20 protein-coding genes and 1 riboswitch are annotated in these 24,257 nt (G+C 66.4%); of the genes, 14 read left to right on the top strand and 6 right to left on the bottom strand.

The annotated features are described in order from the left end of the window. Positions 1–2: 2 nt before the first annotated feature. The 5 genes from AC1DUN_RS10660 to AC1DUN_RS10640 all read right to left on the bottom strand — a co-directional run bounded on the left by AC1DUN_RS10660 (position 3) and on the right by AC1DUN_RS10640 (position 6,098). Complete coding sequence (locus AC1DUN_RS10660) at positions 3–1,106, bottom strand: amino acid ABC transporter permease (protein ID WP_477713916.1); 1,104 nt, start codon at positions 1,104–1,106, stop codon at positions 3–5. A 3-nt stretch (positions 1,107–1,109) separates the two neighbouring features. Next, positions 1,110–2,312: an amino acid ABC transporter permease gene (locus AC1DUN_RS10655; protein ID WP_477713915.1), complete on the bottom strand. Its 1,203-nt coding sequence runs from the start codon at positions 2,310–2,312 to the stop codon at positions 1,110–1,112. Positions 2,313–2,408: 96 nt separating this feature from the next. Beyond that, positions 2,409–3,383 (bottom strand): amino acid ABC transporter substrate-binding protein, encoded by a 975-nt coding sequence (locus tag AC1DUN_RS10650; RefSeq protein WP_413330019.1) that lies wholly within the window; start codon positions 3,381–3,383, stop codon positions 2,409–2,411. A gap of 386 nt (positions 3,384–3,769) precedes the next feature. Further along, positions 3,770–5,653: a DNA helicase RecQ gene (gene recQ / locus AC1DUN_RS10645; protein WP_477713914.1), complete on the bottom strand. Its 1,884-nt coding sequence runs from the start codon at positions 5,651–5,653 to the stop codon at positions 3,770–3,772. A gap of 52 nt (positions 5,654–5,705) precedes the next feature. Continuing rightward, entirely contained in the window at positions 5,706–6,098 is a 393-nt protein-coding gene (locus tag AC1DUN_RS10640; RefSeq protein ID WP_477713913.1) for a rhodanese-like domain-containing protein, read from the bottom strand. A gap of 160 nt (positions 6,099–6,258) precedes the next feature. Between AC1DUN_RS10640 and AC1DUN_RS10635 the strand changes: the two genes are divergently transcribed. From AC1DUN_RS10635 to AC1DUN_RS10610, 6 genes are all read left to right on the top strand, one after another. Then, on the top strand, positions 6,259–7,305 hold the full coding sequence (locus AC1DUN_RS10635; RefSeq protein WP_477713912.1) for a homocysteine S-methyltransferase family protein: 1,047 nt from the start codon (positions 6,259–6,261) through the stop codon (positions 7,303–7,305). 178 nt (positions 7,306–7,483) lie between these two features. Continuing rightward, on the top strand, positions 7,484–8,461 hold the full coding sequence (locus AC1DUN_RS10630; RefSeq protein ID WP_477713911.1) for a Bug family tripartite tricarboxylate transporter substrate binding protein: 978 nt from the start codon (positions 7,484–7,486) through the stop codon (positions 8,459–8,461). A 71-nt stretch (positions 8,462–8,532) separates the two neighbouring features. Continuing rightward, a riboswitch (S-adenosyl-L-homocysteine riboswitch) is annotated at positions 8,533–8,624 on the top strand. Between the two features lie 15 nt (positions 8,625–8,639). Further along, entirely contained in the window at positions 8,640–11,393 is a 2,754-nt protein-coding gene (gene metH / locus AC1DUN_RS10625; RefSeq protein WP_477713910.1) for a methionine synthase, read from the top strand. Between the two features lie 184 nt (positions 11,394–11,577). After that, entirely contained in the window at positions 11,578–12,393 is an 816-nt protein-coding gene (locus AC1DUN_RS10620) for a glycine zipper 2TM domain-containing protein (protein WP_477713909.1), read from the top strand. Between the two features lie 157 nt (positions 12,394–12,550). Next, positions 12,551–13,768: a M23 family metallopeptidase gene (locus AC1DUN_RS10615; protein ID WP_477713908.1), complete on the top strand. Its 1,218-nt coding sequence runs from the start codon at positions 12,551–12,553 to the stop codon at positions 13,766–13,768. Positions 13,769–13,823: 55 nt separating this feature from the next. Beyond that, positions 13,824–15,152, top strand: coding sequence for an HdeD family acid-resistance protein (locus AC1DUN_RS10610; RefSeq protein WP_477713907.1), 1,329 nt, complete (start codon positions 13,824–13,826; stop codon positions 15,150–15,152). 12 nt (positions 15,153–15,164) lie between these two features. Here AC1DUN_RS10610 and AC1DUN_RS10605 read toward each other — a convergent pair whose 3' ends face one another. Continuing rightward, positions 15,165–16,715, bottom strand: a complete 1,551-nt coding sequence (locus AC1DUN_RS10605; protein ID WP_477713906.1) for a YifB family Mg chelatase-like AAA ATPase — start codon at positions 16,713–16,715, stop codon at positions 15,165–15,167. 311 nt (positions 16,716–17,026) lie between these two features. Here AC1DUN_RS10605 and glnK point away from each other — a divergent pair, with 311 nt between their 5' ends. The 8 genes from glnK to AC1DUN_RS10565 all read left to right on the top strand — a co-directional run bounded on the left by glnK (position 17,027) and on the right by AC1DUN_RS10565 (position 24,247). Then, a complete protein-coding gene (gene glnK / locus AC1DUN_RS10600) occupies positions 17,027–17,365 on the top strand; it encodes a P-II family nitrogen regulator (RefSeq protein ID WP_007873831.1) in 339 nt (112 codons plus the stop codon). A gap of 31 nt (positions 17,366–17,396) precedes the next feature. Continuing rightward, the gene (locus AC1DUN_RS10595) at positions 17,397–18,950 is read left to right on the top strand and encodes an ammonium transporter (RefSeq protein WP_477713905.1); all 1,554 of its coding nucleotides are present in this window, start codon (positions 17,397–17,399) and stop codon (positions 18,948–18,950) included. A gap of 156 nt (positions 18,951–19,106) precedes the next feature. Next, positions 19,107–20,021: an SMP-30/gluconolactonase/LRE family protein gene (locus AC1DUN_RS10590; RefSeq protein WP_477713904.1), complete on the top strand. Its 915-nt coding sequence runs from the start codon at positions 19,107–19,109 to the stop codon at positions 20,019–20,021. A 69-nt stretch (positions 20,022–20,090) separates the two neighbouring features. Next, positions 20,091–21,185: a glycolate oxidase subunit GlcE gene (glcE, locus tag AC1DUN_RS10585; protein ID WP_477713903.1), complete on the top strand. Its 1,095-nt coding sequence runs from the start codon at positions 20,091–20,093 to the stop codon at positions 21,183–21,185. Between the two features lie 7 nt (positions 21,186–21,192). After that, the gene (locus tag AC1DUN_RS10580) at positions 21,193–21,963 is read left to right on the top strand and encodes a YoaK family protein (protein ID WP_477713902.1); all 771 of its coding nucleotides are present in this window, start codon (positions 21,193–21,195) and stop codon (positions 21,961–21,963) included. A gap of 4 nt (positions 21,964–21,967) precedes the next feature. Next, a complete protein-coding gene (gene glcF, locus AC1DUN_RS10575; protein WP_477713901.1) occupies positions 21,968–23,212 on the top strand; it encodes a glycolate oxidase subunit GlcF in 1,245 nt (414 codons plus the stop codon). 214 nt (positions 23,213–23,426) lie between these two features. Beyond that, positions 23,427–23,801 (top strand): VOC family protein, encoded by a 375-nt coding sequence (locus AC1DUN_RS10570; RefSeq protein ID WP_477713900.1) that lies wholly within the window; start codon positions 23,427–23,429, stop codon positions 23,799–23,801. Further along, positions 23,798–24,247: an EVE domain-containing protein gene (locus AC1DUN_RS10565; RefSeq protein WP_477713899.1), complete on the top strand. Its 450-nt coding sequence runs from the start codon at positions 23,798–23,800 to the stop codon at positions 24,245–24,247. The genes AC1DUN_RS10570 and AC1DUN_RS10565 overlap by 4 nt, the downstream gene beginning before the upstream one ends. The last annotated feature ends 10 nt before the right edge of the window (positions 24,248–24,257 follow it).

The raw sequence follows: 24,257 nt of genomic DNA, 5'->3' as shown, positions 1-24,257 counted from the left end.
GTTCAACGGGCTTTGCCCACGGCGAGCCGTCGTTCAATCCACAGGCTGTAGCGCGACATGGCGAAGCAGCAGGTGAAATAAATCGCGGCGATGAAAATATAGGCCTCGATCTTGAAGGGCCGCCAGTTCGGGTCCGAGCCCACGGCCAGCGACAGTGCGCCCGTGAGTTCATACAGCGACACGATGGTCACCAGCGAGGTGTCCTTGAAGAGCGAGATGAAGTTGTTCATGATGCTGGGCACCACCGTGCCCAGGGCCTGCGGCAGCACGATCTTGACCTGCGTCTGCCAGTAGCCCAGGCCCAGGCTGGCCGCCGCCTCGGTCTGGCCCTTGGAGAGCGACTGCAGGCCGCCGCGCACGATCTCGGCCATATAGGCCGCCGCGAACAGCGTGATGCCGACGATGACACGCACCAGCACGTCGGGCGACTGGCCTATGGGCATGAACAGCGGAAACATGAAACTGGCCATGAACAGCACCGAGATCAGCGGCACGCCGCGTATCAGCTCCACATAGATAACGCACAGCGTGCGTATGGCCGGCATGTTGGCGCGGCGCCCAAGCGCCACCATCACGGCGATGGGGAAGGCAATCGTCATCGAGATCACCGTGAGCATCACCGTCAGCGGCAGTCCGCCCCATTGGTCGGTCGTCACCTTGGCCAGGCCCAGGACACCGCCGCTCATCAGCGTGAAGAAGGCGGCCAGCACCACCACCCACAGCAGCGCCAGCCAGGGCTTCCAGAACCAGCGTATGCAGCTGGCGACCACCAGGCCCAGCAGCAGCAGGGTCGCGAGTTCGGCGCGCCAGTGCTCGGGCTGCGGGTAGCGGCCCAGCAGGATGATGCGGCCTTTTTCGCGGATCACGCCCCAGCAGGCGCCCACGCCGCGCGCTGCCTGGCAGGCGTCCGGCTCCGCCGCGGTGACGGCATGGATGATGCCCCACTGCGCGATGCCCGAAGCGGCCCACAGCAGCAGCGCCAGCACGAGGAGGGACACCAGTGAATTGCCGATGCTGGAAAACAGGTTGCTCCGCAGCCAGGGCACAAAGCCCTCCATCTTGATGGGGGCGGGGCGGGCTGCGATTGGGACAAAAGTCTTGCTCATCGTTCAGCGCTCCTTGATGGCGGCACGGCTGTTGAACCAGTTCATCAGGCCGGACGTCGCCAGCGAGGTGCTCAGGTAGATCAGCATGATGATGGCGATGCACTCCACGGCCCGGCCGGTCTGGTTCAGCGAGGTGTTGGCGATGGAAACCAGGTCGGGGTAGCCGACGGCCACGGCCAGCGAGGAGTTCTTGGTCAGGTTGAGGTACTGGTTGGTCAGCGGCGGGATGATGACCCGCAGCGCCTGCGGCAGCACCACCAGCCGCATCGAGTGGCCGCGCGACAGGCCCAGCGAGGCGCTGGCCTCATGCTGGCCGAGCGACACCGAGGCGATGCCGGCGCGCACCACCTCGGCCACAAAGGCGGAGGTGTAGAGCACCAGGCCCAGCAGCACCGCGAGGTATTCGGGCGACAGCGCGCCGCCGCCTTCGACCTGCGATTCGGTCAGCAGCGGCATGTTCCATTCGTTGGGCGCGCCGCCGGCCAGCCAGCCGACGAGCGCACCGCCGACGATCAGCGCCAGCGATACCCAGAACACCGGCCGCGGTTTGCCGGTCAGGTCAAACTGCTTGCGCGCGCTGCGCGCATACAGCACGCTGGCCACGACACCCAGCAACGCGCCGGCCAGCGCCAGGGTCTGGCCCAGCCCCCACACCGGCGAGGGGTAGGAGATGCCGTTCTTGCTGACGTAAACCCATTTGCCGATGTGCAGGGCCTGGTCGACGGCCGGCAGGTATTCGGTGAACAGCAGGTACCACATCAGCAGCTGCAGCAGCACCGGAATGTTGCGGAAGGTCTCGACGTAGCCGTAGCACAGCGCCCGCACCAGGGCGTTGCGCGAAAAGCGCCCCACGCCCAGCAGGGTGCCCAGGATGGAGGTCAGCACGATGCCGACCACCGCCACGCGCAACGTGTTGACCAGCCCGACCAGGAAGGCCTTCCAGTAGGGGTTTATGGAGTCGTAGCTGAGCCAGCCTTCGCCGATGTCGAAGCCGGCCGGCTGCATCAGGAAGTCGAAGCCGCTCTGGATGCCGCGGGTCTTCATATTGGCCATGGTGTTGCTGACCAGCAGCCAGATCAGGAAGACGATCAGGCTGACGGCCAGCACCTGGTAAACGATGGCGCGCGCCTGCTTGCTGCGCCAGGAAAAAACCTTGCGCCGCAGGGCGGGTGCCGCGCGCGGTGGGATCAGGGAGTGCTCGGACATAAACGGTGTACCCAAAAAAAACGGGCCGCTCGACAACGGAGGGTTGCGAGCGGCCCGCTTGCGTTCAACGCATCGGAATCAGGCGATCAGGGATGATCAGCGCACCGGCATGGCGTACATCTGGCCGCCCTTGTTCCACTGGTTGTTCTGGCCGCGCGGCAGCGCCAGGGGCGTCTTGGGGCCGACGTTGCGCTCGAAAATCTCGCCGTAGTTGCCGACGGCCTTGACGGCGCGCACCAGCCATTCCTTGTCCAGGCCCAGCAGCTTGCCGGTGTCCTCGCCGCTGCCGGTCAGGCGCATGACCACGGGGTCCTTGCTGTCCTTGGTCATGGCGTCGACGTTGGCCTGGGTCACGCCGTACTCTTCGGCTTCGATCAGGCCGTAGACCACCCACTTGACAATGGCGAACCACTCGTCGTCACCGCGGCGCACCATGGGCCCCAGCGGCTCCTTGGAGATCAGCTCGGGCAGGATCAGGTGGTCGGCGGGAACCTTGGCTTCCTTGTTGCGCACCGAGGCCAGGCCCGAGGCGTCCGTGGTGTAAGCCTGGCAGCGGCCCGAGAAGTAGGCGGCGTTGACGGCCTCCTGCTTTTCAAACACCACCGGCTTCATGTTCAGGTTGTTGGCCTTGGAGAAGTCGGTCAGGTTTTTTTCGGTCGTGGTACCGGACTGCACGCAGACCGTGGCGTTCTTCAGTGCCTTGGCGCTCTTGATCTTGCTCTTCACGGGGACCATGAAACCCTGGCCGTCGTAGTAAGTCACGGCGGTCATGTGCAGGCCCAGCGAAGCGTCGCGGGTCAGCGAAAAGGTGGTGTTGCGCGCGAGCACGTCGACTTCGCCGGACTGCAGCGCGGTAAAGCGCTGCTGGGCATTCAGGGGAACCCATTTGACCTTGCTGGCATCGCCCAGCACGCTGGCGGCGATGGCCTTGCAGGTGTCCACGTCAAGGCCGGTCCAGGCGCCGTTGCTGTCGGCGGAGGAAAAGCCCGCCAGGCCGACGTTGACGCCGCAAATCACCTGGCCGCGCGACTTGATGGTGTCCAGTGTCTTGCCGGCGTGGGCGGGTGCCATCGCAGCAAGGGTGAGGCCGGCGGCAGCCAGCGTGGCAAGACCATGTTTTTTGGCGATTTTGATCACGGGGTTCTCCAGTCAGTGAAACTTTTGTAGTCCAGCACGATGCGTGCCAGCGCCGAAATGCTAACCCAAGCATTGCGCACGCCGAGGGGGCGCAAAGGCCTATTCGCTCGGGATAAACCCTTGCGAAAAATGCGTCATGAGCTTAACCACGGGTTGGTATGCAGGCCATGCATGGCGCATGGACACCGGCCGCGGAATTTCCGGTCCCGGCCGCCCCAAAACCGGGCGCACCATGCCCCTGGAACAACCTTGTGCGCCAAACCCAGGCGGGCTCCCCGCCGCCAAGGGATAACCCTGATGGGGCGTGATGCTTCTTCTTATTAGTCCGGCGCCGCGCACACCCGCAGCACCTCGGCGCCGTAGGCTTCGCGCTTTTTGACGCCTATGCCGCTGATGCCGTCCAGCTCGTCCAGGCTTTGCGGCGCCCGTTCGGCGATGGCGCGCAGCGTGGCGTCGTGAAAAATCACAAAAGCCGGCAGGTTGTGCTCGCGGGCGACTTCGGCGCGCCAGGCTTTGAGGCGCGCCAGGCGTTCCAGCGCGCCGGCATTGAGGGCGGCCTCGGCCAGGCCCTTGACCGAGGTCTTGGTCACGCGCTTGCCGCGCCCGCCGGCCTTGGCGCCTGCCGCCTGTTCGCGCAGCACCACGCTGACCTCGCCCTTGAGCACCTGGCGCGCGTCCGGCAGCAGCTGCAGCGTGCTGAAGGCCTCGGCGTCCACGCGCACCATGTTGCGCGCGATCAGCTGGCGCAGCACGCCGCGCCACTGCGCCTCGGCCAGGTCCGCGCCTATGCCGAAGGTGCTGAGCTTGTCGTGGCCGTACTGGGCCATCTTGTCGGTCATCTTGCCGCGCAGGATGTCCATGATGTGGCCGGCGCCGAAGCTGATGCCGCTGGCCTGCTGCACGCGGTAAATGCAGCTGAGCATCTTGCGCGCGGCCTCGGTCGCGTCCCAGACGGCCGGCGGGTTCAAACAGTTATCGCAATTTCCACAGGGCTGGCTGTCCTCACCGAAATAGCCCAGCAGGCTGACGCGGCGGCAGCGCGTGTCCTCGGCCAGCGTCAGCAGGGCGTCGAGTTTGCCGCGCATCACCTGCTTGAACTCCTCGCTGGCCGCCTCGCTGGTGTCAATCATGCGGCGCTGGTTCACCACGTCCTGCAGGCCGTAGGCCATCCAGGCGTCGGCGCTCTGGCCGTCGCGGCCGGCGCGGCCGGTCTCCTGGTAATAGCCCTCGATGTTCTTGGGCATGTCCAGGTGGGCGACAAAACGCACGTCGGGTTTGTCTATGCCCATGCCGAAGGCGATCGTCGCCACCATGACGATGCCGTCCTCGCGCAGGAAGCGGTCCTGCCGCTGCTGGCGCAGGGCCGAGTCGAGGCCCGCGTGGTAGGCCAGCGCCTTGAGGCCCGCGTCCTGCAGCATGCCGGCGATTTCCTCCACGCGCTTGCGCGACTGGCAGTAGACGATGCCGGCCTCGCCCTCGTGTTCGGCTTCGATGAAGCGCAGCAGCTGGCGCGTCGGGTCGGTTTTTTCGACGATGGTGTAGCGGATGTTGGGCCGGTCGAAGCTGCTGACGAACTGGCGCGCGTCCTCGAGCTTGAGGCGCTCGATCATGTCCTGGCGCGTCAGCGCGTCGGCCGTGGCCGTCAGCGCGATGCGCGGCACGTCGGGAAAGGTCTCGTGCAGCAGGCTCAGCGAGCGGTACTCGGGCCGGAAATCGTGGCCCCACTGGCTCACGCAATGCGCTTCGTCGATGGCGAACAGGCTCAGCAGCCCGCGCTCGTGCAGCGAGGCCAGCAGGCCCTTCATGCGCGGCGTGTTGATGCGCTCGGGCGCGGCGTAAAGCAGCGTCAGCTCGTTGCGCAGCAGCTGCTTTTCAAGCTGGCTGCTTTCGTCGAAGCTTTGCGTGGAATTGAGGAAGGCCGCCGACACGCCGGCCTCGTGCAGCGCGCCGACCTGGTCGTGCATCAGGGCGATCAGCGGCGAGATCACCACGGTCACGCCGTGGCCGGCCTGCTGCCGCACGATGGCCGGTATCTGGTAGCACAGCGACTTGCCGCCGCCCGTGGGCATCAGCACCAGCGCATCGCCGCCGCGCACCACGTGGTCCACGATGGCCTGCTGCGGGCCCCGGAAGCTGTCGTAGCCGAAGACCTCGGCCAGCACGTGCAGCGGGGTGGAAGGGGAAGAAACGGGGAGTGAGGACAAGGTCGAAATGAAGATGAAGACGGGTAGCGTGTGAGAGCCGGGACAGCGGGGCCTACATCTGCTCCCAGGGCAGGCCGTCAAAGCGCCAGCCCGAGAGCGTGGAGCGCTGGAACTGCTCGTCGAGCTCGCCCTCGAAGCCGTGCACCACATGCTGCACGTCGGTAAAGCCGGCCGCCTCCAGCGCCTTGCCCGCGTCCAGCGTGCGTTTGCCGGATCGGCAGATCAGCAGCACCGGCTGCGCCTTGCCGGTCGCCTCGCGCGCCACGGCCTCGGCGAACTTCTGCGGGTCGGGCTGCAGGTCGGGGTATTCGTACCACGGCACATTGACCACGCCCGGCGGGCGGCCCACGTACAGCGACTCGATTTCCATGCGCACGTCCACAAACAGCGCGTCGGGATGCGACTGCAGCCAGGTCCAGGCTTCTTTGGGTTGAAAGTTTTTCATGATCGGGCTAATACCCCTATTGTGGCCGATGGTGTCTGCGCGACATGCCGCGTTTTGCCTTCCTCTCTGGGCGCGCGCGTTTTTGTGGGCGGCCCGGCGTAAAACCGGCGTGGCCGCTTCGGAGCCTGTCGAAAAAACCGCCGCACCTTAAAATTGGGGCATGAAGCCAATCACCTACACCCGCGGGCAGCAGCTGCCGGCCATCCTGGAGCAACGCATCGCCATCCTTGACGGCGCCATGGGCACCATGATCCAGCGCTTCAAGCTCAGCGAAGCCCAGTACCGCGGCGAGCGCTTCAAGGACTTCCACAAGGACGTCAAGGGCAACAACGAATTGCTGAGCCTCACGCGCCCCGACGTGATCCAGGACATCCACGAGGGTTACCTGGCCGCGGGCGCCGACATGATTGAAACCAACACCTTCGGCGCGACCACGGTGGCCCAGGCCGACTACGACATGGCCGACCTGGCCGTCGAGATGAACTACGAATCGGCCCGCATCGCCCGCGCCGCCTGCGACAAGTTTTCGACCCCCGACAAACCGCGTTTTGTGGTCGGCGCCCTGGGCCCCACGCCCAAGACGGCCAGCATCAGCCCCGACGTGAACGACCCCGGCGCGCGCAACACCAGCTTTGAGGAGCTGCGCAAAGCCTACTACGAACAGACCGAGGCCCTGGTCAAGGGCGGCAGCGACGTGCTGCTGGTCGAGACCATCTTCGACACGCTCAACGCCAAGGCGGCGCTGTTCGCCATCGACGAGTACTTCGACAACTCCGGCGAGCGCCTGCCCCTGATCATCAGCGGCACCGTGACCGACGCCTCGGGCCGCATCCTGAGCGGGCAAACCGTGACCGCCTTCTGGCACAGCGTGCGCCATGCCGCGCCGCTGGCCATAGGCCTCAATTGCGCGCTGGGCGCCACCCTGATGCGCCCCTACATCCAGGAACTGGCCCGCGTGGCCGGCGACACCTTCATCAGCTGCTACCCGAACGCCGGCCTGCCCAATCCCATGAGCGACACCGGCTTTGACGAGACGCCCGACGTCACCTCGCGCCTGCTGCGCGAGTTCGCCGACGAAGGCCTGGTCAACATCGTGGGCGGCTGCTGCGGCACCACGCCGGACCATATAGGCGCCATCGCGCACGCCGTGGCCCCCGTGGCCGCGCGCTCGCGGCAGCGCGGCGCTTTTTACCAGGAAGCCGCCTGAACGGCCAACGCGGCCATTTGTCTGTTTCCCCGGCATCCAGTCGGGGTATGCCCACGGCGCGTCACGTTTCGCGGCTATAGTCAGGCCCGCTTGTCCGGCCTGGCTTTTCACTTTCCGGCGCTGTGTCCCGCAGCCGCCCGCGGCCTGACAACCCATCATCACAAAGGAAACCCTGAACGTGCGTTCATTCATCAAGATCGCCGCGGCATTCGCCGTGGCCACCGTCACCCTGGCGGCCCAGGCGCAGCTGGCGCCGCAAAAGCCCGTCACCATCGTCGTTCCCTATCCGGCCGGCGGCCCGCTGGACAATGCCGCGCACATCCTGGCCGACAAGCTGCGCCCCCTGCTCAAGACCGAAGTAGTGGTCGACAACCGGCCCGGCTCGGGCGGCAATGTGGGCGCCGCGCTGGTCGCCAAGGCGCCGGCCGACGGCCACACGCTGGTCATGGGCGCGGTGGCCACCCATGCCATCAACCCCTGGCTCTACCCCAACATGCCTTATGACGCGCTCAAGGACTTCACGCCCATCACGCTGGTGGCCCGTGTGCCCAATGTGCTGGTCATGAACGCCGAGACGGCCAAGCGCCTGAACATCAAGGACACCAAGGACCTGATCGCCTATGCGCGCAAGAACCCCGGCCGGCTGAACTATGCCTCGGGCGGCAACGGCAGCGCCGGCCACCTCGCCGGCGAGCTGTTCAAAAGCCTGGCCAAAATCAGCGTGGTGCACCTGCCTTCCAGCGGCTCGGCCCAGGCACAGGCCAGCCTGCTGTCCGGCCAGACCGACCTGATGTTCGACAACCTGGCCTCGGCCAGCGCCAACATCAAGTCGGGCAAGCTGGTGGCCTTCGGCGTGACCACCATCAACCGCTCCAGCAGCTTCACCGAGATCCCCACCATCAACGACGTGCTGCCCGGGTTCCACATCAGCACCTGGTTCGGTATCTTCGGCCCGGCCAATCTGCCCAAGGCCACGACGGACCAGCTGCAAAAGGCTTTTGCCGCCGCGCTCAACACGCCCGACACGGCCGAAAAGTTCGCCCGCATGAGCGCCACGCCCAGCCCCATGACCTCGGCGGATTTTGCTTATATGGTGATGAAAGAGCATGCCGACTATGGCCGCCTGATCAAGGTGGCCAAGATCAAGCTGGATTGAGCATGCGCCCCATTTCCCGGGGCTTCGCACCGGGAAATGGCGCAACAGGGCTTCAGCGCTTAAAATACCGGCTACCCAAGGAGCGTTGCAGCGGACCTTAGCGTCCGTCAGGCTTGGGTTACAGGCCGCCGGCGGCGGCCTTTTGCAACGACGCTCACCTTAGCCCCAAGGTGAGTCCGTGTCCGAAACCGAAAATTCCGTCTCCGTTCCCCCCATGAAGCTGTCCGGCCTGGAGCCGGTCGACATAGGCGCGGGCACCCTGTTCGTCAACATCGGCGAGCGCACCAACGTCACCGGCTCCAAGGCCTTCGCCCGGATGATTCTGAACGGCGAATACGAACAGGCCCTGGCGGTGGCCCGCCAGCAGGTGGAAAACGGCGCGCAGATCATCGACATCAACATGGACGAGGCCATGCTGGACAGCCAGGCCGCCATGGTGCGCTTCCTGAACCTGATCGCCAGCGAACCCGACATCGCGCGTGTGCCCATCATGATCGACAGTTCCAAATGGAGCGTCATCGAGGCCGGCCTGCGCTGCATCCAGGGCAAGGGCATCGTCAATTCGATTTCCATGAAAGAGGGCCTGGAACCCTTCAAGCAGCAGGCCAAGCTGCTCAAGCGCTACGGCGCGGCGGCCGTGGTGATGGCCTTCGACGAAAAAGGCCAGGCCGATACCTACGAGCGCAAGATCGAAATCTGCGAGCGCGCCTACCGCGTGCTGGTCGACGAACTCGACTTCCCGCCCGAGGACATCATCTTCGACCCCAACATCTTCGCCATTGCCACCGGCATCGAGGAGCACAACAACTACGCGGTCGACTTCATCAACGCCACGCGCTGGATCAAGCAGAACCTGCCCGGCGCCAAGGTTTCGGGCGGCGTGTCCAATGTGTCCTTCAGCTTTCGCGGCAACGACCCGGTGCGCGAAGCCATCCACACCGTGTTCCTCTATCACGCGATCCAGGCCGGCATGGACATGGGCATCGTCAACGCCGGCATGGTCGGCGTCTACGACGACCTGGACCCGGTGCTGCGCGAGCGCGTCGAGGATGTGGTGCTGAATCGCACGCCCGTCTACAAACCTGGCGAGCCCGAGCTCACGCCCAGCGAGCGCCTGATCGAAGTGGCCGAAACCGCGAAGAGCGGCGCCAAGGACGACAGCAAGAAAAACGAATGGCGCGCCCTGCCGGTGCGCCAGCGCCTGTCGCACGCGCTGGTCCACGGCATGAACGAGCATATCGTGACCGACACCGAAGAGGTGTACCGGGAAATCCTGGCCGAAGGCGGCCGGCCGCTGCACGTCATCGAAGGCCCGTTGATGGACGGCATGAACGTGGTCGGCGACCTGTTCGGCCAGGGCAAGATGTTCCTGCCCCAGGTGGTCAAGAGTGCCCGCGTGATGAAACAGGCCGTGGCCCACCTGCTGCCCTACATCGAGGCCGAAAAGCTGCAGCTCGAAGCCGCCGGCGGCGACGTCAAGACCAAGGGCAAGATCATCATCGCCACCGTCAAGGGCGATGTGCACGACATCGGCAAGAACATCGTCACGGTGGTCCTGCAGTGCAACAACTTCGAGGTCGTCAACATGGGCGTGATGGTGCCCTGCCACGAGATCCTGGCGCGCGCCAAGGTCGAGGGCGCCGACATCGTCGGGCTGTCCGGCCTGATCACGCCCAGCCTGGAGGAAATGCAGTATGTGGCCGCCGAGATGCAGAAGGACGAGCATTTCCGCATCAAAAAAATCCCGCTGCTGATAGGCGGCGCCACCACCAGCCGAGTGCATACGGCCGTCAAGATCTCGCCGCACTACGAAGGCCCGGTGGTCTATGTGCCCGACGCCTCGCGCAGCGTCAGCGTGGCGCAAAGCCTGCTGTCCGACCAGGCGGCCAAATACATCGACGAGCTCTACGCCGACTACGACAAGGTGCGCACCCAGCACGCCAACAAAAAGCAGGTGCCCATGTGGCCGCTGGCCAAGGCGCGCGCCAATGCCACACCCATGGACTGGGCCGGCTACACGCCGCCCGTGCCCAAGTTCACAGGCCGGCGCGTCTTCAAGAACTTCGACCTGGCCGAGCTTGCGCACTACATCGATTGGGGCCCCTTCTTCCAGACCTGGGACCTGGCCGGCCCCTTCCCGGCCATCCTGAAAGACGAGGTGGTGGGCACCGAGGCCGTGCGCGTGTACGGCGACGCGCAGCGCATGCTCAAGCGCCTCATCGAAGGCCGCTGGCTGACCGCCAATGGCGTGATGGCGCTGTACCCGGCCAACAGCGTGGGCGACGACATCGAGATCTACACCGACGCGACGCGTAGCGAAGTGGCCATGACCTGGTACGGCCTGCGCCAGCAGACCGAAAAGACCGCGATCGACGGCGTGATGCGGCCCAGCCGCTGCCTCGCCGATTTTGTCGCGCCCAAGGGCGTTTCCGACTACATCGGCGTCTTCGCCGTGACCGCCGGCATAGGCGCCGAGAAGAAGGAAAAATACTTCCTCGACGACCACGACGACTACTCGTCCATCATGCTCAAGGCGCTGGCCGACCGCCTGGCCGAGGCTTTCGCCGAAAGCCTGCACCAGCGCGTGCGCAAGGACCTGTGGGGCTATGCGCCGGCCGAATCGCTGGACGGCGAGGCGCTGATCGCCGAAAAATACCAGGGCATACGCCCGGCGCCGGGCTACCCGGCCTGCCCGGACCACAGCGTCAAAAAAGAGATGTTCGAGCTGCTCAAGGCCGGTGAGATCGGCATGGCCCTGACCGAAAGCCTGGCCATGACGCCGGCGGCCAGCGTCAGCGGCTTTTACCTGAGCCACCCGCAAAGCACTTATTTCAACGTCGGCAAGATAGGCGACGACCAGCTGCAGGACCTGGCGCAGCGGCGCGGCCTCAAGGCGGACGAGTTGCAGCGCCTGCTGGCGCCCAATCTCTAGAGCTGCTCAAAAACCCTCCTGGAACAACAACTTCCAGGATGGCCGCCGCTATTCGCGTTTACGGCGACTTTGCCGCAGAATAAGCGGCGTTTACATAAATACACAGCCGCTTGCCAAAGCGTGTTTACTTTCACGGCATGGGAAACGTTGAACAAGCGATCTGATCTCACTTGAGGGAATTGCCATGAACACATCCACTGAAAACCTCCAGCCCGGCCAGCAGGCCTCGTCGGCCAGCAAGCCCTTGTGGGCCGCCGTCGGCATTCTGGGCGTCGCCGTCCTGGCCATGGGCGGCACCATGATTTACCAGATGCGCAACCCGGCCGGCGCCACGCCGCCGGTGGCACTGGCCACCCCGCAGGCAACGCCGCAAACGACCGCTCCGGCGGCCACACCGCCCGCCACCGCAGCCGCCACCGCCGCGGACGACCTGGCCGAAAAACCAGCCGCAGCCCCCGCCAAACCCGCACCCGTTCCCGCCAAGAAGGTGGCCAAGCCCACGCCCAAACCGGCGCCCGCGCCCAGCTACGCCGGTATTTCGCCCGCCCCCGGCCCCACGCCCGCACCGGTGGCCGTGGCCGCGGTCTGCCATGTGTGCGGCGCCGTTGAATCGGTCACGCCCGTCGAACGCTCCACCAAACCCGCCGGTGTCGGCGCGGGTGCCGTCGCCGGTGGCGTGCTGGGCGCCGTGCTCGGCAACCAGATCGGCCATGGCGGCGGCCGTACCGCGGCCACCATCCTGGGCGCGGTCGGCGGCGGTTTTGCCGGCAACGCGATCGAAGGCCATATGCGCAAGGAAACCGTCTACCAGGTCGGCGTGCGCATGGAAGACGGCTCGCAGCGCATGGTGGAAGTGGCGCGCGCCCCCAGCGTGGGCAGCCGCGTGACGGTGGAAGGCAATGTGCTGCGCACCAACGACGGCGCCGTTTATGGTCCCAAGCCGCCGCCCGCGCCCGTGGCCGCGCAGCCGCAGGAAACTTCGCCTTACTACGGCCGCTAGGCTTCCCGGGGGGCATCGCCCCTTCAACGGACTCCCAGAAAACCCCGCAACGCCCGCCGCGTTGCGGGGTTTTTTGCTGGCCGCAAGCCGCGCGCGAAGGGGTGCCGTCCCCGGGACTTGGCGCTATGATGGCCCGGCCCATCACAAGGAGGATCGCATGCAGCGTCTTTTCATGCTCCTGCTGGCCCCGCTCATGTTTGCCGGCAGTTTTCAGGCGATGGCGGCTGGGCCCGGGGTGGGCCTGGACCAGCTCGAATTTGCCGGCGCGCGCGACCAGAACACTCCTGTGCTGCTCAGTGCCGCCTCGCGCCCCGTGCCCTTTCTCGGCGCCGACGGGCGCGTGCACATCGACTACGAGCTGCAGGTGATCAATGCGCGCGCCGTGCCGGTCAAGCTGGTGTCGCTGGAAGTGCTGGACGCCGGCTCCGCCAAAGTGCTGGCCAGCGTGTCCGGCGCCGACGTGGCGCGCACTTTCTCGCTGCTGGGCGGCGCCGCCACCGACAGCCTGGACGCGGCCCAGGCCGGCTTCTTCTGGATCGACGTGGTGTTGGAGCCCGGCCAGCCCCTGCCCAAAACGCTGTCGCACCGCGTGGTGACGGCCGGCGCCGAGGTCAAGCTCACGGCCGCCGTCAAACCCGCAAGCGAAGGCACAGTCCAGACCACGCAGACCGGCGGCGCGGTGGCCCTGAGCACCCGGCCCGCGCCGCTGATAGGCCCGCCGCTGGAGGGCACGGGCTGGGTCGCTTTCAACGGCTGCTGCAAGGAAGTCCCGCACCGGCGCGCCGGCATTCCCGTCAACGGCGTGTTGTATGTGAGCCAGCGCTTTGCCATCGACTGGATCAAGCTGGACGCGAACTCGCAGCAAAGCAACGGCGACAGCAACAAGAACGAGAACTGGCCCACCTACGGGCAAAAAGCCATTGCCGTGGCGGATGCCAAGGTGGTGTCCGTGCTCGACGGCCTGCCCGAGCGCGTGCCCAATGCCTTGCCGCCCGACACCACCATGCAGAACGTCACCGGCAACCACGTGGTCCTGGACCTGGGCCGCGGCTACTACGCGTTTTACGCCCACCTGCAGCCCGGCTCGCTCAAGGTGCGCATCGGCGACCGCGTGAGGCGCGGCCAGGTGCTGGCGCTGCTGGGCAATTCGGGCAACACCACGGCGCCGCACCTGCATTTCCATGTGTCGGACGGCATGGGCCCGCTGTCGTCCCAGGGCCTGCCTTATGTGATCGACGCTTTTGTCGTCAAGGGGCTGGCCGCCGACGCCACGGAGCAGGGCAAGGTGGTCGTCCAGCCGCTGCCGCAGCAGGGCCCGCAGCGTGCGGCCCTGCCCATGGATGCCTATGTGGTGGATTTCCCGGCCTTGAAGTGAAGCCCGGCCGCGCCGGCCGCCTTGGGGCGCCGGCGTGGCGGCAAAACAGAAGAATATGTTCAGACTTGCGTTGATTCTTTTTGGCGGCGACGCGCTGGTCAAGCGCTGGAAAATTTTCATGGCGGCGGGTGTGCTGACCGCCCTTTTCGGCATCCTGCTTCTGGTCGACCTGGTCGATGGCGTGGCCGACGTGGCCACCTGGGTGCTGGGCGCGGTGCTGCTGGCCCAGGGGGTGGTCGAGCTGGTGGTGGGCGCCACCCACGCGCGGGAGCGGCGCCGCTTTGAGATGCTGCGCGGCGCGGCCATGGTGGTGTTCGCCTGTCTGGTGCTGGATTTCCCCTGGGACAACTCGATTGCCGCCGGCATCCTGTTCGGTGCCGCCTTCACCTTCAACGGCCTGGTCCGCATCGCCTCCAGCTGGCTGATCCGCTACCCGAGTTGGCGCAAGTCCAACCTGATAGGCTGGGCCTACCTGGTCATGGCGCTGCTGATGCTGACCAACTGGCCGGTGCCCTCGAGCATGAATGTGTCGCTGTGCACGGGCCTGGCGCTGATCGCGGGCGGCCACATCCTGATGCGCGGGGCCTGGCGGCTCAGGCGCCTGCCGCGCGGCTCGCGGCTGGCGGCCGTCGAGCTTTACAGCGGCACCCGGGTGCTGCAACCCGATGCGGCGCCGGCCACGGCCGAGACGCTGGCCGCGAATGCCGCCGCCGGGCACATGATCGTGCATGTCTGGACGGCGGTCGATGCGGTGGACGACGACAAGGACCGCATACGCCTTCCGCTGATCGAGCGCTACATCGCCTCCATGACAAAGAAGGGCCGTGTATCGACAGGCCATATCGCGCTTGAATGCGAGGACGGCCTTTACATCAGCCACCACCCGCGGGTCCGCCTGGCCATCACACAGACCAACCTGGTAGACCACCTGCGTGCCACCTCCGGCAACGACCATCCCGGCGTCTGGCTGCCCTCCTACGCAGAAGAGGCCGCGGCGACCCGTCCTTCCACGCACAAGCTGCATTTCCGCGTCTACAACCGCCGCTACCTCCAGGCCTTCTGGGACGTGTACCGCCAGGACGACACCTACAACCTCACCCATCGCAATTGCTCCGTTGTGGTCACGCAGGCCGTGGATGCGGCCATGGAAGGCGTCTTCGCGGACAAGCCCTTCTGGCGGACCCTGCTGCGGCTTACCTTGCATCCCGACGTCTGGATGGCCGGCGGCGCCCGGGTGCGCGCCGAGTCCATGGCCTGGACGCCGGGGCTGGCGCTTGATTACGTGAGCGCGATCCGGCGCATCACGCATCCGCGCCATGATTTGAAGGTGCATCTTTCACGCTGGTGGAAGGCCCGCAAGGCGCGCAGGCTGCGCGTGGACTGAAGAGTCAGGCCTTCACGGGGCGGCCTTGAGCGCCCGCCGGTATTGCACCGCCTCCGCGACATGCATCGTTTGCACCACCTGCGCGCCGGCCAGGTCGGCAATCGTCCTGGCGACTTTCAGGCAGCGGTGGATGCTGCGGCCCGACCAGCCCAGGCGGGCGGCCGCGGTGTTGAGGAATTTCGCGGCGTCGTCGTCGAGCTGGCATTGCGCGTCTATGGCCTGGCCCGCCAGCGCCTGGTTGGTGCTGCCTTGGCGGGCCAGGGCGCGCTCGCGCGCCGCGACGACGCGGCGCCGGATATCGGCCGTGGCCTCACCGGGCGGCGCGTTCACCAGCTCATCGGCCGCCAGGGCGCCGACTTCCACATGCAGGTCTATGCGGTCCAGCAGCGGGCCGCTGAGTTTGCCCTGGTAGCGCGAGACCTGCTCGGGCGAGCAGCGGCAGGCCCGCAGGCTGGAGCCCAGGTAGCCGCAGGGGCAGGGGTTCATGGCCGCGACCAGCTGGAAGCGGGCCGGGAACTCGGCGCGCTGGGCGGCCCGCGAGATGGTGATGCTGCCGGACTCCAGCGGCTCGCGCAGCGCCTCCAGCGCCGCGCGCGGAAACTCGGGCAGCTCGTCAAGAAACAGCACGCCGCGGTGCGCCAGCGAGATCTCGCCGGGCCGTGGCGGCGAGCCGCCGCCGACCAGGGCCACGGCACTGGCGGTATGGTGGGGCGCGCAGGTCGGGCGCAGCGCCCATTTATCCAGGGAGAAACGGCCGCCCAGGGAGGCCACCGCGGCGCTTTCCAGCGCTTCTTCGGTGCTCATGGCCGGCAGCAGGCCGGCAAAACGCTGCGCCAGCATGGACTTGCCGGAGCCGGGCGCGCCCATCATGAGCACGCTATGGCCGCCGGCGGCCGCGATTTCCAGCGCGCGACGGGCGGCGGCCTGGCCTTTCACGTCGGCCAGGTCCGGGTAGGCCGACTGCGGCGGCGGCGGTGCCGGCTTCACCCGCGACCAGCCGTCCAGCGCCTCCACGGGGGCATCCCCCGGCAAAAACTGCCTGACCACGTCGAGTAAATGCAGCGCCCGGAAGATTTCCGCACCGGGCACCAGGGCCGCTTCCTGGGCGCTGGCGTCCGGCAGCACCAATTTGGGCAGTTTTCCGGCGCCAGCAGCGTCGCGCCCGGGGCGGGCCAGCGCCAGGCTCATGGCCAGCGCGCCGCGCACAGGCCGCAGGTCGCCACCCAGGGACAGCTCGCCCGCGAACTCATAGCCTTCCAGCTTGCGGGCATCGACCTGGCCGCTGGCCGCCAGGATGCCCAGGGCAATCGGCAGGTCGAAGCGGCCGGAATCCTTGGGCAGGTCGGCCGGCGCGAGGTTGACGGTGATCCGCTTATTGGCGGGAAACTCCAGGCCGGTGTTCTGGATGGCGGAGCGCACGCGTTCGCGGGCCTCCTTGACCTCGGTTTCGGCCAGGCCGACCAGCGTGAAGCTGGGCAGGCCGTTGGCCAGGTGGACCTCGACGCGGACGGGCCGCGCTTCCAGCCCCAGCAAGGCGCGGCTGTGCACTAAAGACAGGCTCATGAACTAACTCCCTGGTGATGCTCCAAAGTTGTGCGTGATGAACGCCCCAATCTGGTGCTTATCGTGTTTTTTTGGATTCCCATGTTCAACGTGGCAAGCGCGAAGCGGGTGGACTGCGCCCGGTCAAGGGGCTTGCTTTGGCACGGTACGTGCTACGAAGACTTCGTGGAATCCGGGAATAGGACCCTTTCCGCAACCGTCGAAATCCCTGAATCAGAGCGCCTGACCTTTACGCTCAGAAAAACCGTAAAGCAGCTGGAGTGGCGCACCGAGGGGCCGCTTCTTTATTCATCCTTGGAGGAAACCTGAACATGAAACTCGTAACGGCCATCATCAAACCGTTCAAGCTGGACGAAGTGCGGGAAGCGCTGTCCGGTATTGGCGTGCAAGGCATCACGGTCACTGAAGTCAAGGGCTTCGGCCGCCAGAAAGGCCACACCGAGCTGTACCGCGGTGCGGAATATGTCGTCGACTTCCTGCCCAAGGTCAAGATCGAGGCGGCTGTCTCCGACGACCTGGTGGACCGCGTGATCGAAGCGGTCGAAGGCGCGGCCCGCACCGGCAAGATCGGCGACGGCAAGGTCTTTGTCTACAACCTCGAGCAGGTCGTGCGCATCCGTACCGGTGAAACCGGCAAGGAAGCGCTGTAAGGCTCAATCCACACAAAAAGAGAACATCGACATGAAAAAAATACTTGCTTCCCTTGTATTGGGACTGAGCCTGATGACAACAGGCGCCGTCATGGCGCAAGCCCCGGCCGCCGCGCCCGCCGCTTCCGCAGCCGAAGCCAAACCGGCTGAAGCGGCCGCTTCAGCCGCCGCGCCCGCAGCCTCGGCTGCTGCCGCCCCGGCCGCCGCCGCTTCCGCACCTGCAGCCGCCGCGTCGGCAGCCCCCGCACCGGTTCCCAACAAGGGTGACACCGCCTGGATGATGGTCTCCACGCTGCTGGTCATCATGATGACCGTGCCCGGCCTGGCGCTGTTCTACGGCGGCCTGGTCCGCAGCAAGAACATGCTGTCCGTGTTGATGCAGGTCATGGTCACCTTCTCGATGATCGTCGTGCTGTGGTTCATCTACGGCTACAGCCTGGCGTTTACCGAGGGCAATGCCTTCTTCGGCGGTTTCGACCGGCTCTTCATGAAGGGCATCTGGGACAACGTCGCGGGCACCTTCGCCAACGGCGCGACCTTCAGCAAGGGTGTCGTGATCCCCGAGATCGTGTTCGCCGCCTTCCAGGCCACCTTCGCCGGCATCACCTGCGCGCTGATCGTCGGCGCCTTCGCCGAACGCATCAAGTTCTCCGCCGTGCTGCTGTTCATGGCCATCTGGTTCACCTTCAGCTATGCGCCTATCGCCCACATGGTCTGGTTCTGGATGGGCCCTGACGCCTACACCGGCAAGGAAGTGGTCGACGCGATGAACGGCAAGGGCGGCTACATCTGGCAGATGGGCGCCCTGGACTTCGCGGGCGGCACCGTGGTGCACATCAACGCCGCCGTCGCCGGCCTGGTCGGCGCCTTCTGCATCGGCAAGCGCATCGGCTACGGCAAGGAAGCCATGGCACCTCACAGCCTGACCCTGACCATGGTCGGCTCCGCACTGCTGTGGGTGGGCTGGTTCGGCTTCAACGCCGGCTCCGCCCTGGAAGCGAACGGTTTCGCCGCCCTGGCCTTTATCAACACACTGGGCGCCACCGCTGCCGCCGTGCTGGCATGGTGCGTCGGTGAAGCACTGATGCGCGGCAAGGCTTCGATGCTGGGTGCAGCCTCCGGCGCCGTCGCCGGCCTGGTGGCCATCACCCCCGCAGCCGGCAACGTCGGCATCGGCGGCGGCCTGGTCATCGGCCTGGTTGCCGGCTTCGCCTGCCTCTGGGGTGTGAACGGCCTGAAGAAACTGCTGGGTGCCGACGACTCGCTGGACGTGTTCGGCGTGCACGGCGTGGGCGGTATCCTGGGCGCATTGCTCACCGGCGTCTTCAACTCGCCTGCACTGGGTGGCCCAAGCTTCGTGGGTGACTGGGTGACCGCCACGGCCGTCACGCCCGACGCCTACACCATCGCCGGCCAGCTCTGGATCCAGGCCAAGGCCGTGCTGATCACCATCGTCTGGTCCGGCGTGGTCTCCTTCATCGCCTACAAGGTGGTGGACCTGACCATAGGCCTGCGTGTCAGCGAAGAAGACGAGCGCGAAGGCCTGGACATCACGTCCCACGGCGAAACTGCTTACAACCGCTGATACATCGGACGGGCTGCCCCGCAGGCGGCCCAGTCCTGCCAGATATTTACTGAGAGTCTCCTTTGGATGTTCAGCCCGCCGGTGCAAACCGGTGGGCTGTTTTTTTTGGGGGGGCGTTACAGTGGCGGCTGTCCACACACAAACAAAGGTAGCGTGATGACCTGGCAAACCCTTGCTGCACCGCCCAGCGGACTCGGCGAATCGCCGTTCTGGCACCCCGACGAGCAGATGCTGTACTGGATAGATATTCCCGGCCGGCAGCTGCACCGCTGCAACGTCTTTATGGGCACGGTGGAAAGCTGGGCCATGCCCTCCGAACCCGGCAGCATCGCGCCGGCGCGCAGCGGGGGCCTGGTGGTCGCGCTGCGCGACGGCATTTACCGCGCGAAAGAGTGGGGCGGTGAACTGCACCAGCTCATGCGGGCCGGCCACGACACGGCGACCACGCGCTTTAACGACGGCAAGGCCGACCCGCTGGGGCGCTTCTGGGCCGGCACCATGTACGAGCCGCGCGACAAGTCCACGGCCGAGCTGTTTTCGCTGGACTGCCGCGGCGGCCGCGCCCCTGTGGTCGAGCGCAAGGCGGGCGACGCCATCATCGCCAACGGCCTGGCCTGGTCGCCCGATGCGGCCACGGTTTACTGGTCCGACACGCCGCGCCACATCATCCGGGCATGGAACTGGGACGCCGAACGCAACACCATGACCGAGCCCCGCGTGTTCGCGCAGTGGCCCGGCAAGCCCGAAGGCTGGCTGCCCGGCATGGCCGGCTATGGTGGCCGGCCCGACGGCGCCGCCGTGGACCGCGAGGGCAATTACTACGTCGCGATGTTTGAAGGCGGGCGCATGCTCAAGCTCTCGCCCGCCGGTGCGTTGTTGGCCGAGTTCGCCGTGCCGGCGCGCTGCCCCACCATGCCCTGCTTCGGCGGCGACGACCTCAAAACCCTGTACCTCACCACCGCGCGCTACAACCGGCCCGCGCAGGAACTGCAGCACTATCCCGATTCGGGCTGCGTGTTTTCCATGCAGGTTGAGGTGCCCGGCCTGCCGGTGAACTTCTTCCAGGATTGAGGCCGACGGAAAAAACCGAACAGGCCGCGTTCAAAAAAATCAATATGGCCCCAGCCCGCGCGGCTTACCATGAGCGCCATGCTTGTAGATATTGATATGAGCGCCGCATTGGCTGAGCGCGTGCGCAGCGCGGCCGCTGCCGGCACGCCGCTGCGCCTGCGCGGCGGCGGCAGCAAAGATTTTTTCGGCCAGACCCTCAGGGGCGAGATCCTGGACATCCGGCCGCACAGCGGCATCACGAGCTACGAGCCCAGTGAACTGGTGGTCACCGCGCGCGCCGGCACCCCGCTGGCAGAACTTGAAGCGCTGCTGGCCGACCAAGGCCAGTGCCTGCCCTTTGAGCCACCGCATTTCGACGGCGCGCAAGCCAAAGCCACCGTGGGCGGCATGGTGGCCAGCGGCCTGAGCGGCCCGGCGCGTGCCAGCGTGGGCGCCGTGCGCGACTACATGCTGGGCGTGGTGTTGCTCAACGGCAAGGGCGAGCGCCTGGTCTTCGGCGGCCAGGTCATGAAGAATGTGGCCGGCTACGACGTCTCGCGCCTGATGGCCGGCTCGCTGGGTACCCTGGGTGTGCTGCTGGAGGTTTCCCTCAAGGTCTTGCCGCTGGCGCCGCAAGAGGCCACGCTGGTCTTTGACATGGATGAGGCCGCGGCGTTGCAACAACTCAATCGCTGGGGCGCCATGCCCTTGCCTGTCAACGCCTCCTGCTGGCGAGAGGGCCGCCTGTGGGTGCGCCTGCGCGGCGCGAAAGCCGCCGTCGCCGCCGCGCAAAAATCCATGGGTGGAGAAGTTCTGGACAGCGACGCGGCCCGCCATTGGACTGCGCTGCGCGAGCAGGCCCAGCCCTTCTTTGCCTTGCAGGGCGGTGAATCGCTGTGGCGGCTCAGCCTGCCCGACACGGCGCCGCCGCTTGACTTGGGCGAGACGCTGCTGGAGTGGGGTGGCGCGCAGCGCTGGGTCAAGCGGCCTGACGGCGATGCGGCGCTGCTACGCGAAGCGGCGGCCGGGGCTCATGGCCATGCCACCTTGTTCCGTTCGGCCGGCAAATCCGTGCCGGTGTTCTCCGCGCTCAAGCCGCCGCTGGACCGCATACACCGCGAACTCAAAAAGCAGTTCGACCCGGCCGGCGTGTTCAACCCCGGCCGCATGTACGCAGGCTGGTAAACAAGCCATGCGACGCCTTCGCCACCTGACCGGGCAGCACCGCACGCCCTATATGAACCGCCTGCTGGGCGGCTTGCTGGCGTTCAATGCCGGCGCCATCAATGCCGGCGGTTTTCTGGTGGTCGGCATGTACACCTCGCACATGACGGGCTTCGCCTCCCTGCTGGCCGACAATCTGGTCCTGGGCCACATGGCGCTGGTGCTGGGCGCCGTCGGGGCGCTGCTGGCCTTTACCACCGGCGCCGCCGCGACCGCCGTGCTGGTGAACTGGGCGCGCCAGAGCCACCTGCGCAGCGAATACGCGCTGCCCCTGCTGCTGGAGGCCTTGCTGATGCTGCTGTTCGGGCTGCTGGGCGCGACGCTGAATCGCCAGACCCCTTTCGCCGTGCCGCTGACCGTGCTGGTGCTGGCCTTCACCATGGGCCTGCAGAACGCGCTGGTCAGCAAGATCTCGTCCTCGCAGATCCGCACCACCCATATGACCGGCGTGATCACCGACCTGGGCATAGAGCTCGGCAAGATGTTTTACTGGAACCGCACGGCCAGCCCGCCCGAGTCGCGCGTGCGCGCCAACCGCATCAAACTGCGGCTGTTCGGCACCTTGCTGGCGATGTTCATCGCCGGCGGCGTGGTGGGCGCGGCCGGCTTCAAGTACATCGGCTTTATCTGGGTCGTGCCGCTGGCGCTCATGCTGCTGGCGCTGTCCTTGCCGCCCCTGTATGCGGACTTCCGGCGTGTGCGCCGCCGCAGGGCACTGGCCCTGAAAGAGGCGCGCTGACTTTATGCAAACCCATCTTTCCCCCGAATTCAAGGACAGCGCCGAGGGCCGCGAGGCCGAAGCCATTTTGCGCAAATGTGTGCACTGCGGCTTCTGCACAGCCACCTGCCCGACCTACCAGCTGCTGGGCGACGAGCTCGACGGTCCGCGCGGCCGCATCTACCTGATCAAGCAGGTGCTCGAAGGCGAGGCGCCCACGCGCAAGACCCAGCTGCACCTTGACCGCTGCCTCACCTGCCGCAACTGCGAAAGCACCTGCCCCAGCGGCGTCGAATACGGCCACCTGGTTGACATAGGCCGCAAGCTGGTCGATGAGCGTGTGCCGCGTCCGGCCAGCGAGAAGGCCTTGCGCTGGGCCCTGAAGGAAGGTTTGCCCTCGCCGCTGTTCGCGCCCGCCATGAAGGCCGGCCAGGCCGTGCGCGGCCTGCTGCCTGAGGCCCTCAAAAACAAGGTGCCGCCCAAACAGGAGGCCGGTGCCTGGCCGCGGCGCGCGCATGCGCGCAAGATGCTGATGCTTGAAGGCTGCGTGCAGCCGGCCATGATGCCCAACATCAATGCCGCGACCGCGCGCGTGCTGGACGCGGCCGGCATAGAAACTGTGCTGGCGTCCAAGGCCGGCTGCTGCGGTGCGGTCAAATTCCACCTCAACGACCAGGAAGGCGGCAAGGACCAGATGCGGCGCAACATCGATGCCTGGTGGCCGCATGTGGCGGCGGGTGGAGCGGGTGAGGGCGGAGGCGTGGAAGCCATCGTCATGAATGCCTCGGGCTGTGGCGTCACCGTCAAGGACTACGGCCACCTGCTCAAGGACGACCCGGCCTATGCGGCCAAGGCCGCGCGCATCAGCGAACTCACGCGCGACCTCAGCGAGCTGATGCCCGAACTGGTCGGTGAGCTGCAGGGCAAGGTCAAGGCCCAGGCCGGCGCGCTGGTGTTCCACCCGCCCTGCACCCTGCAGCACGGCCAGCAGCTGCGCGGCGGAGTGGAGACGCTGATGGGCGCGCTGGGTTTCCAGGTAACGCTGGCGGCCTCTGAATCCCACCTGTGCTGCGGCTCGGCCGGCACTTACTCGGTGCTCAACCCGGAGATCGCCTGCCAGCTGCGCGACCGCAAGCTGGGCAATCTGCAGGCCTCGGCGCCCGGCACCATCATCTCGGCCAACATCGGCTGCATCACCCACCTGCAAAGCGGCACGGCAACGCCGGTGCGGCATTGGGTGGAAGTGCTGGATGAGGGGTTGAGGTTCTGAGTCGAGCGAAACGCCCGAAACATCCGTGCAAGCCAGGGCCGCGGAACTGGCTTTGCCAGGCCGCAGGCGCAGCGCCCCGTTATGTGAGGAAAGGGGCAGCGCAACGCCGTAGGCTCGCGAAGCGGGAAGCGTGGGGGCCAACATCCTCCTGACATGACGTTGTCAGTAGCAGGTCCGCATCATCAAGGCTTCTTCAACACACAAGGAGCCTCCCATGAAAAACGCCGTCACCTGGTTTGAAATCCCCAGCACCCAACTGGACAAAGCCCAGGCCTTTTACGAAGCCGTGCTCGAGTGCAAGATGCGCCGCGAGCCCATGGGCCCGTCGGAAGGCGCGGTGTTTCCCTATGAGCGCGAGGAAGGTGTGGGCGGCGCCCTGTTGGCAGGCCCCACCGCGTCGGCGCCGGCATCGAATGGAACCCTGATTTACCTCGATGCCTCGCCCTCGCTGGACGCCGCATTGGCGCGCGCCGTCAAGGCCGGCGGCAAGGTCGCGCTGCCACGCCAGGCGCTGCCGCCCGGCCTGGGGTTTTTCGCCCACATCACCGACCTGGACGGCAACCGCGTCGGCCTGCACGCCCTCGCATGAACCGCAGGAACTGGATAGCCGTCGCCAGCGCCGAGCACGCCCGGCGCGGCTGCGCGACGCCGGACACCGGCTATATGCAGGTCTGCCACGGCAAAAGCGCGCCGCTCAGGCGCATGTCGGCCGGCGACCGGGTGGTCTACTATTCGCCCGCGCTGACCATGGGCGGCAAGGACAAACTCCAGCGCTTTGTCTCCATAGGCCTGGTGCGGGCCGGCGAGCCCTACGCCTTTGACATGGGCGGCGGTTTTGTGCCTTTTCGCCGCGACGTGGCCTATGTGGCCGCGCAGGAGGCGTCCATCCTGCCGCTGCTCGATGACTTCGAGTTTGTGGAAGACCGCCAGCGCTGGGGCTACAAGTTCCGTTTCGGCTTGTTCGATATCAGCGACCACGACATGCGGCTGATCGCGCAGGCCATGCGGGCCGATGGCGCGGTGCTGGGGTTTTAACGCTTTCAGC

It is taken from the genome of Polaromonas sp. P4_F6 (genome assembly GCF_056401275.1).
Note: the sequence above shows the minus strand (reverse complement) of the source record. Positions and strands in the feature narration are given on the sequence as shown.